The organism is Streptomyces sp. (assembly GCF_031178505.1).
GTDB classification, from domain to species: domain Bacteria; phylum Actinomycetota; class Actinomycetes; order Streptomycetales; family Streptomycetaceae; genus Streptomyces; species Streptomyces gulbargensis.
Genome location: NZ_JAPSIW010000268.1, coordinates 1 through 8241 on the forward strand (window position 1 = coordinate 1; position 8241 = coordinate 8241).

Here is an 8241-nt window from a genome sequence, read left to right on the forward strand (position 1 = left end):
GCACCTCCGCCGAACTGGGCCTGCGGCCCGTCATGACGCTCAAGGCGAGCGTCGCCCTGGTGAAGCAGGTGCCCGCCGGGCACGGCGTGTCGTACGGGCACCACTACGTCACCGGCGGCGAGACCACCCTCGGACTGATCCCGCTCGGGTACGCCGACGGCGTCCCCCGGCACGCCTCGGGCCGTGGCCCGGTCCTGGTCGGGGACCGGGTGCGCACCGTCGCCGGGCGGGTCGCCATGGACCAGTTCGTGGTCGACCTTGAGGGCGACACGCCCGACCCGGGCACGGAGGCGGTGCTGTTCGGGCCGGGCGACCGGGGCGAACCGACCGCCGAGGACTGGGCGGTGGCCGCCGACACCATCGCGTACGAGATCGTCACCCGGATCGGCGCGCGCGTGCCGCGCGTCTACGTGGGGGAGTAGGGGAGGGGCCGGCGTGGGCGAGGCAGGCAACTGGCGGCGTGCCGGGTTCGCCGGCGCCGCGATCGGTGTCATCGCGGCGGGCGCGGCGGCCGGGGTGGCCGTCGAGCGGCTCACGGTAGGCCGCTCCGTACGGCAGAAGGCACGGCTCGCCCTCGACGCCACCGGCCCCTACGGGGCCCTGAGGGGCACCCCGGGGCGGGCCCACGCCGACGACTCCACGGCGCTCTACTACGAGGTCGACGAAGCCCCGGCGACCGGTGGGCCCGGTGGGCCCGGTGGGACCGGGGACGCGGCCGCCCGGCGCCGCCGCCTCTTCGGGCGGAAGCGGCCCGCCCCCGTGACCGTCGTCTTCAGCCACGGCTACTGCCTCAACCAGGACTCCTGGCATTTCCAGCGGGCGGCGCTGCGCGGCCTGGTCCGGGCCGTGTACTGGGACCAGCGCAGCCACGGCCGCTCGGAGCGCGGGGTCGACCAGTCCGGGGCGGACCCCGTACCCGTCTCCATCGACCGGCTCGGCCGGGACCTGAAGGCCGTCATCGACGCCGCCGCCCCGGAGGGCCCGCTGGTCCTCGTCGGCCACTCGATGGGCGGGATGACGGTGATGGCGCTCGCCGACCAGTACCCCGAGCTGATCCGCGACCGGGTCGTGGGCGTCGCCCTGATCGGCACGTCGGCGGGGAAGCTGGCCGAGGTGACGTACGGGCTGCCGCAGGCGGGGGTGCGGGCCGTGCGGCGGGTGCTGCCCGGGGTGCTGCGGGCGCTGGTCGCGCAGGCGGAGCTGGTGGAGCGGGGCCGGCGGGTCACCGCCGACCTCTTCGCCGGGGCGGTCAAGCGGTACTCGTTCGCGTCGAAGGACGTCGATCCGGCCGTGGCCCGCTTCGCCGAGCGCATGATCGAGTCGACCCCCATCGACGTGGTCGCGGAGTTCTACCCGGCCTTCACGGAGCACGACAAGACGGGGGCGCTCGCCACGTTCCTCGACCTGCCGGTGCTGGCGCTCGCCGGGGACGAGGACCTGGTGACACCCGCCTCCCACACGGAGGCCATCGCCGCGCTGCTGCCCGACGCCGAGATGGTGGTCGTGGCCGACGCCGGGCACCTGGTCATGCTGGAGCACCCGGAGGTCGTCAACGACCGTCTCGCGGACCTGCTCGTACGGGCCGGGTCCCTCACCGGGCCGGCGGCGGACCCGGCGGACCCGGCGGACCCGGCGGACCCGGTGACGGGCGCCGGGAGCCGGACCGGTCACGACGGCTGAGCCGCGCCCGGGCCGGGTGGGGCAGGGCACGGGCGCCGCGAACGGACCCGTACGGCCGCTCCCGGCCGACCCCGTTCGCCGTCGCGGCCGCCGTGACGAGGCCGCCGGCCGCAGCCGTTAAGTTGGCGGGTATGGAAGCAGCACACCCGCCCGTCTCCGGGGCCACCCTCGCCGTCGACTCTCCCGAGCGGATGCAGGAGCTGGGCCGCCGGCTCGCGAAACTCCTCCGCCCCGGTGACCTCGTCATGCTCACCGGCGAGCTGGGGGCCGGGAAGACCACGATGACCCGCGGCCTCGGCGAGGGCCTGGGCGTCCGGGGCGCCGTCACCTCGCCGACCTTCGTCATCGCCCGCGTCCACCCGTCCCTGGTCGGCGGGCCCGCCCTCGTGCACGTCGACGCCTACCGGCTCGGCGGCGGGCTCGACGAGATGGAGGACCTTGACCTGGACGTCTCGCTGCCGGAGTCGGTGGTGGTCGTCGAATGGGGTGACGGCAAGGTCGAGGAGTTGACCGACGACCGGCTGCACGTCCTCATCCACCGCGTCACCGGTGACACCGACGACGACCGGCGGACCGTCGTGCTGCGCGGGATCGGGGACCGCTGGGCGGGGGAGGACCTCGCACTCTTCTGACACTCTTCCCGGCCATGCCTTCCGTAGATTCCGACAACCTGTCGGGAAGATGTTGCGCCGGTCGTACGTGCCGTGGTGACATGGGGGTACGAGCTGGTTAGGTGTACCTAACCTACGGGAGGCATGCATGGCGACGCGAGCGCGCGTGGAACACACCCGGGACCACGTCTCGATGAGCGACCTGCTGGCGTCCTGCGCCGCCGCGAGCGCCCTGTCCACCCCACCCGAGCGCCCCGCGCCGGCCGGGGAGGCGGACGGGGACGAGCGCGGCGAGCACGCGCACGGGCGGGAGCCGCTGGCGGGCGGCCAGGAGCACGCCGACGAGCACACCGACCACGGGCGCAGGCGCCGGGTTCGCGGCACCGCCGCCTAGGAGCAAAGGTCCCGTAGGCCCCGGAGCGGGTCTACGGGACGACGACGACCTTCGCGCCGATCACCGCGAAGGACCACAGCGCGTCGCCGTCCTCGCGCTTCATCCGGACACCGCCGGTCCGCTTCGACGGGTCGGGCGACGGCGTCGAGCCGTCCACCGCCGCGCTGAAGCCGACCGAGACGTCCTCCACGGTCGCGAACCGCACCACGTGCTCGATCTGCACCCCGTCGGAGCCCCGCACCGAACCGGAACGCGAGGTCACCGCGTACGCCCCGGGCGGCGGGCTGACCGTGCTCGGCATCACCGAGAAGGTGCGCAGGGCCTTGTTCCTGGCGTCCACCAGCCACACCCGGCGGTCGCGGAGCGCGTACACCACGCGCTCGCCCGTGCCCGAGTTCGCCGGGACGGCCAGCGGGTTCCGGGCCGGCTGCTTCGGGCGGTCGGCCGCCGGGGCGGACGGGGCGGCACTGCTCGGCGCCGGCGGCTTCACCGACAGGTCGGCGGGAACGTTCGCCGAGGCCTGGTAGGCGAGGAAGGCGACCGCGGCGACGGCAGCCGCGGTGAGCCCGGCCACGAATCCCGAGCTGCTCCTTGCCACCGTGCCCACCTCTCCGTACGTACGTTTCGAAGGGTGACGGTAGCAGCAGGGCGGCCGGGGGGCGGGGCGCCGTGCCCGGCGTCCGGGAGCCGTAGGCTGTTCGCGTGCTGTTGCTCGCCATGGATACCGCCACCCCCGCCGTCACCGTCGCCCTCCACGACGGCGCGACCGTCGTCGCGCAGTCGGGTCAGGTCGACGCCCGCCGCCACGGGGAGCTGCTGCTGCCCGCCGTCGACCGGGTCCTGGACGAGGCCGGACTGAAGCTCGACGCGGTCACCGGGATCGTGGTCGGCGTCGGCCCCGGCCCGTACACCGGACTGCGCGTCGGGCTCGTCACCGCCGCCACCTTCTCCTCCGTGCTCGGGGTGCCCGTGCACGGCCTGTGCACCCTGGACGGCCTCGCGTACGCCTCCGGGATCGAGGAGCCCTTCGCGGTCGCCACGGACGCCCGCCGCAAGGAGGTGTACTGGGCGCGGTACGAAAACTTCCGCACCCGTGTCACCGACGCCTCCGTCGACCGGCCCGCCGACATCGCGGAGTCCCTCACCGGGCTCCCCGTCGTCGGCGCGGGCGCCCGCCTCTACCCCGAGGCCTTCCCCGACGCGCGCGACCCCGAGCACCAGTCGGCCGCCGCGCTGGCCGCGCTCGCCGCGGAGAAGCTGGCCGCCGGCGGTGACGGGTTCCTCGACCCGCTGCCGATGTACCTGCGCCGCCCCGACGCGCAGGTGCCGAAGAACTACAAGGTGGTCACCCCCAAGTGAGCGCCCCCGCCCAGGCCGTGCTGCGCGAGATGCGCTGGTGGGACATCGAGCCGGTGCTGGCGCTGGAAGCCGAGCTGTTCCCCGAGGACGCCTGGTCGGAGGGGATGTTCTGGTCCGAGCTCGCGCACGCCCGCGGGCCCGGCGCCACCCGCCGGTACGTGGTCGCCGAGGACCCGGCAGGCCGGATCGTCGGATACGCGGGGCTGGCCGCGGCCGGCGGCCTCGGGGACGTGCAGACGATCGCCGTCGCCCGTGACCAGTGGGGCACGGGACTCGGCGCCCGGCTCCTCACCGACCTGCTCCAGCACGCCACCGCCTTCGAGTGCGACGAGGTCCTCCTCGAGGTGCGCGTGGACAACACAAGGGCCCAGAAGCTGTACGAGCGCTTCGGCTTCGAGCCCATCGGCTTCCGGCGCGGCTACTACCAGCCGGGAAACGTGGACGCGCTCGTGATGCGACTGACCGTTCAAGGAACAGAGACTGATTCTGATGGCTGCTGACGAACCGCTCGTACTCGGCATCGAGACCTCCTGCGACGAGACCGGTGTCGGCATCGTCCGCGGGACGACCCTCCTCGCCGACGCCGTCGCCTCCAGCGTCGACACCCACGCCCGCTTCGGCGGCGTCGTCCCCGAGATCGCCTCCCGCGCACACCTGGAGGCGATGGTCCCGACGATCGAGCGCGCGCTGAAGACGGCGGGGATCTCCGCCCGGGACCTCGACGGCATCGCCGTCACCGCCGGCCCGGGCCTGGCGGGCGCGCTGCTCGTCGGCGTCTCCGCCGCCAAGGCGTACGCCTACGCCCTCGGCAAGCCGCTCTACGGCGTCAACCACCTGGCCTCGCACATCTGCGTCGACCAGCTGGAGCACGGCAAGCTGCCCGAGCCGACGATGGCCCTGCTGGTCTCCGGCGGGCACTCCTCGCTGCTGCTGTCCTCCGACATCACCTCCGACGTGCGGCCGATGGGCGCCACGATCGACGACGCCGCGGGTGAGGCCTTCGACAAGATCGCCCGCGTCCTCGACCTCGGCTTCCCGGGCGGGCCGGTCATCGACCGGCTCGCGAAGGAGGGCGACCCGGCGGCCATCGCGTTCCCGCGCGGTCTGACGGGTGCCAAGGACCCGGCGTACGACTTCTCCTTCTCCGGTCTCAAGACCGCCGTGGCCCGCTGGATCGAGGCCAAGCGGGCGGCCGGCGAGGAGGTGCCGGTGCGGGACGTGGCCGCGTCCTTCCAGGAGGCCGTGGTGGACGTGCTCACCCGCAAGGCCGTCCGGGCCTGCAAGGACGAGGGCGTCGACCACCTGATGATCGGCGGCGGCGTCGCCGCGAACTCGCGCCTGCGGGCCCTGGCCGAGGAGCGCTGCGAGCAGGCCGGCATCCGGCTCCGCGTGCCCCGGCCCGGTCTGTGCACCGACAACGGGGCCATGGTCGCCGCCCTCGGCGCGGAGATGGTCGCCCGCAACCGGGCCGCCTCCGACCTCGAACTGTCGGCGGACTCCTCGCTGCCGGTGACCGACCCCCACGTGCCGGGCCACTCCCACTCCCACGATCACGTGCACGAGGTCAGCAAGGAGAACCTCTACTCGTGAGGATCGCCCTGATGTGGGAGGCGCGGGCCGCACAGGGCCGGGGGGCCGAGCTCCTGGAGTGGGCGCGGTCGCAGGTCCTGGCGTACGACCCGGAGCGCCGGGAGACCTTCCGCGCCCCCCAGGACCGGGTGCTCGTCCTCACCTGGTGGGAGGCGGAGACCCTCGACGCCGAGCTGCCGGAGCTGCCGGAACCGGACCCGGACCTCATCACCCGTCCGGTCCACCGCTGGCGCTTCGAGGCGGTCGAATAGGCGAACCGGCGCCGGTCTGCGCGCGGCTCCCGGAAAAAACTTCCGGCGCGGTGTCGATGCGGGCCGGGCCCGTTCGACGTAGGAGTGGACGGCGGGGAGAGGCCCCGCCACCGCACCACCCCGAGGAGTCGTCATGCCCCGCTTCCTGTCCCTCGTCCGCGTCGAGGAGAACACCGTCGACATGGAGAGCGCCGACCCCGGCTTCGAGCAGCGGATGGGCGCGCTGTTCGAGGAGATCACCAAGGCCGGCGTCATGCTGGACACGGCCGGTCTCCGGCCCACCGCCGAGTCCACCCGCCTCACCTGGTCGGACGGGAAGGTGTCGTACACCGACGGCCCCTTCACCGAGACCAAGGAGGTCGTCGGCGGCTACGCGATGATGCAGTGCAAGGACATGGCCGAGGCGCTCGAGTGGGGGAAGCGCTTCCTCGCGGCGCACCCGCCGCACTGGAAGGTCGCCCTGGAGGTGCGCGAGGTGGAGGAGCAGCCCGAGGGCTGAACCGCCGCGGAGCCCCCGGGGCCCGCCTCCCGGCCCGTTGTCGGTGGGCCGTGCTGTCATGGAGGACGTGACGGAACACGCGGCGCGGCCCTCGGTGCGGGACACCCTCGACACGGTCTTCCGCCTGGAGTCGGCGCGGATCGTCGCCACGGCGGCCCGCGTCCTCGGGGACCTCGGCCTCGCCGAGGAGATCGCCCAGGACGTGCTCCTCGCCGCCCTGGAGCAGTGGCCCGCGACCGGTGTCCCGGACCGGCCGGGCGCCTGGCTGACCGCCGCCGCCAGGAACCGGGCCGTGGACCTGGTGCGGCGGCGCGAGACGTACGCGCGCAAGCTCGCCGAGGTGGGCCGGACGCTCGGCACGGAGACGTACGACCCCGAACCGTCCGGCCCCGGCGACATCGACGACGACGTGCTGCGGCTCGTCTTCACCGCCTGCCACCCGGTGCTCCCCGCCGCCGCCCGCGCGGCGCTCACCCTCCGGCTCGTCGGCGGACTCCGCACGGACGAGATCGCCCGCGCCTTCCTGGTGCCGGAGGCGACGGTGGCCCAGCGGATCGTGCGGGCCAAGCGGACCCTGGCGAAGGCGGGCGTACGGTTCGAGGTGCCGTACGGCGAGGAGCGGGCCGCGCGGCTCGGCTCGGTCCTGGAGGTCGTCTACCTGGTCTTCAACGAGGGGTACGCGGCCACCGCGGGCGACGACCTGCTGCGGCCGGGCCTGTGCGAGGACGCGCTGCGGCTCGCCCGGGGCCTGGCCGCGCTCATGCCCGGCGAGAGCGAGGTCCACGGGCTCGCCGCCCTGCTGGAGCTCCAGTCCTCCCGGGCACCGGCCAGGACCGGGCCGGACGGGCGGCCCGTCCTCCTCGCCGACCAGGACCGGCGGCGCTGGAACCGGCTGCTGGTGCGGCGCGGCTTCGAGGCGCTCGCGCGGGCCGGCGACGGCCGCTCCTACGGTCCCTACGCCCTCCAGGCCGCCATCGCCGCCTGCCACGCGCGGGCGGCCTCGTACGAGGAGACGGACTGGCGGACGATCGCCGGGCTCTACGGGCGGCTCGCCGCCCTGGCGCCCTCACCGGTCGTGGAACTCAACCGGGCGGTCGCCGTCTCGATGACCGAGGGCCCCGCCGCGGCGCTGACGCTGGTCGACGCCCTCGCCGCCGAACCGGCCCTGGACGGCTACCACCTGCTGCCGAGTGTGCGCGGGGACCTGCTGGCCCGGCTCGGCCGGCACACGGAGGCCCGGGAGGCCTTCGAGCGGGCGGCCTCCCTCACCCGTAACGAGAGCGAGCGCTCCCTGCTGCGCGCCCGGGCCGCCGCCCTCCCCGTCCCCGGGGGTCCGGGAGGCGAGGACTAAGGTTTTTGACATGTCCCCGCGTGTTCCGCTGCCGCCGCCACCCCCGCCCGCCGAGATCCGGAGCTGGCCCGACCGGGAGGCGCGGCTCGTCGACCGGGCGCTGGCCATGGACGAGCTCGGCCGGAGGCTGCTCGGCGGAGGACGGCTCGCGCTGTTCCTGCTCCGGTTCGCGCTGCTCGAGTTCGGCTGGTCCCTCGTCGGGCTCCTGCTCATCGCCCTGGGCCACGACCAGGACGCCCCCACGGTCATGATCATGCTGTTCGCCGCGGTCCTCGGCCTCGGCGTCCTCGGCCCGGCCCTGTGGATGACCGTGCGCGGCGTGCGCCAGGACCGGACCGTCCGGATCCGCCTCGCCCAGTGGGCGGCCCTCGACCGCCACCGGCCCACCGACGCCCGGCTGCGCGCCCCGGTCCTGAGCCTGGCCTGGCTGCTGCTCTCCTGCGCGCTGTGCGCGGGCGGCCTGTGGGTGGCCTTCGCCGTCCCGGCCGGGGCCACCCGGGAGGACG

Annotated in this window: 12 protein-coding genes; 11 read left to right on the forward strand and 1 reads right to left on the reverse strand. The window is 74.7% G+C overall.

Annotated features, from left to right (window positions below):
- From RIF68_RS18640 to RIF68_RS18655, 4 genes are all read left to right on the forward strand, one after another.
- Positions 1 to 422: alanine racemase C-terminal domain-containing protein (locus RIF68_RS18640; protein ID WP_309052407.1), on the forward strand; the 422-nt coding region annotated here is incomplete at its 5' end.
- A 13-nt stretch (positions 423 to 435) separates the two neighbouring features.
- The gene (locus RIF68_RS18645; protein ID WP_309052408.1) at positions 436 to 1680 is read left to right on the forward strand and encodes an alpha/beta hydrolase; all 1245 of its coding nucleotides are present in this window, start codon (positions 436 to 438) and stop codon (positions 1678 to 1680) included.
- Between the two features lie 131 nt (positions 1681 to 1811).
- On the forward strand, positions 1812 to 2312 hold the full coding sequence (gene tsaE / locus RIF68_RS18650; RefSeq protein WP_309052409.1) for a tRNA (adenosine(37)-N6)-threonylcarbamoyltransferase complex ATPase subunit type 1 TsaE: 501 nt from the start codon (positions 1812 to 1814) through the stop codon (positions 2310 to 2312).
- A gap of 127 nt (positions 2313 to 2439) precedes the next feature.
- Positions 2440 to 2685 carry a hypothetical protein gene (locus tag RIF68_RS18655; protein WP_309052410.1) on the forward strand — a complete coding sequence of 82 codons (246 nt, stop codon included), beginning with the start codon at positions 2440 to 2442 and terminating at the stop codon, positions 2683 to 2685.
- 31 nt (positions 2686 to 2716) lie between these two features.
- On the opposite strand, the gene RIF68_RS18660 is transcribed toward RIF68_RS18655, so the two are convergent.
- Positions 2717 to 3259, reverse strand: coding sequence for a L,D-transpeptidase (locus RIF68_RS18660; protein WP_309052417.1), 543 nt, complete (start codon positions 3257 to 3259; stop codon positions 2717 to 2719).
- A gap of 128 nt (positions 3260 to 3387) precedes the next feature.
- On the opposite strand from RIF68_RS18660, the gene tsaB reads away from it, so the two are divergent.
- From tsaB to RIF68_RS18695, 7 genes are all read left to right on the forward strand, one after another.
- Positions 3388 to 4044 carry a tRNA (adenosine(37)-N6)-threonylcarbamoyltransferase complex dimerization subunit type 1 TsaB gene (gene tsaB / locus RIF68_RS18665; protein ID WP_309052411.1) on the forward strand — a complete coding sequence of 219 codons (657 nt, stop codon included), beginning with the start codon at positions 3388 to 3390 and terminating at the stop codon, positions 4042 to 4044.
- A 29-nt stretch (positions 4045 to 4073) separates the two neighbouring features.
- Positions 4074 to 4544: a ribosomal protein S18-alanine N-acetyltransferase gene (rimI, locus tag RIF68_RS18670; protein ID WP_309052418.1), complete on the forward strand. Its 471-nt coding sequence runs from the start codon at positions 4074 to 4076 to the stop codon at positions 4542 to 4544.
- Positions 4534 to 5634 (forward strand): tRNA (adenosine(37)-N6)-threonylcarbamoyltransferase complex transferase subunit TsaD, encoded by a 1101-nt coding sequence (gene tsaD, locus RIF68_RS18675; protein WP_309052412.1) that lies wholly within the window; start codon positions 4534 to 4536, stop codon positions 5632 to 5634. Before rimI ends, tsaD begins: the two co-directional genes overlap by 11 nt.
- Positions 5631 to 5885 carry a hypothetical protein gene (locus tag RIF68_RS18680; RefSeq protein ID WP_309052413.1) on the forward strand — a complete coding sequence of 85 codons (255 nt, stop codon included), beginning with the start codon at positions 5631 to 5633 and terminating at the stop codon, positions 5883 to 5885. The genes tsaD and RIF68_RS18680 overlap by 4 nt, the downstream gene beginning before the upstream one ends.
- Before the next feature lie 133 nt (positions 5886 to 6018).
- Positions 6019 to 6384 carry a YciI family protein gene (locus RIF68_RS18685; RefSeq protein WP_309052414.1) on the forward strand — a complete coding sequence of 122 codons (366 nt, stop codon included), beginning with the start codon at positions 6019 to 6021 and terminating at the stop codon, positions 6382 to 6384.
- 58 nt (positions 6385 to 6442) lie between these two features.
- On the forward strand, positions 6443 to 7735 hold the full coding sequence (locus RIF68_RS18690) for an RNA polymerase sigma factor (RefSeq protein WP_309052415.1): 1293 nt from the start codon (positions 6443 to 6445) through the stop codon (positions 7733 to 7735).
- 10 nt (positions 7736 to 7745) lie between these two features.
- A partial coding sequence (locus RIF68_RS18695) for a hypothetical protein (RefSeq protein WP_309052416.1) occupies positions 7746 to 8241 on the forward strand: 496 nt, incomplete at its 3' end.

Bases quoted from the DNA above. Each gene is read 5' to 3' on its own strand.
- tsaE (WP_309052409.1), top strand. From the start codon at position 1,812: ATGGAAGCAGCACACCCGCCCGTCTCCGGGGCCACCCTCGCCGTCGAC.
- RIF68_RS18655 (WP_309052410.1), top strand. From the start codon at position 2,440: ATGGCGACGCGAGCGCGCGTGGAACACACCCGGGACCACGTCTCGATG.
- rimI (WP_309052418.1), top strand. From the start codon at position 4,074: ATGCGCTGGTGGGACATCGAGCCGGTGCTGGCGCTGGAAGCCGAGCTG.
- tsaD (WP_309052412.1), top strand. From the start codon at position 4,534: ATGGCTGCTGACGAACCGCTCGTACTCGGCATCGAGACCTCCTGCGAC.
- RIF68_RS18685 (WP_309052414.1), top strand. From the start codon at position 6,019: ATGCCCCGCTTCCTGTCCCTCGTCCGCGTCGAGGAGAACACCGTCGAC.
- RIF68_RS18690 (WP_309052415.1), top strand. From the start codon at position 6,443: ATGGAGGACGTGACGGAACACGCGGCGCGGCCCTCGGTGCGGGACACC.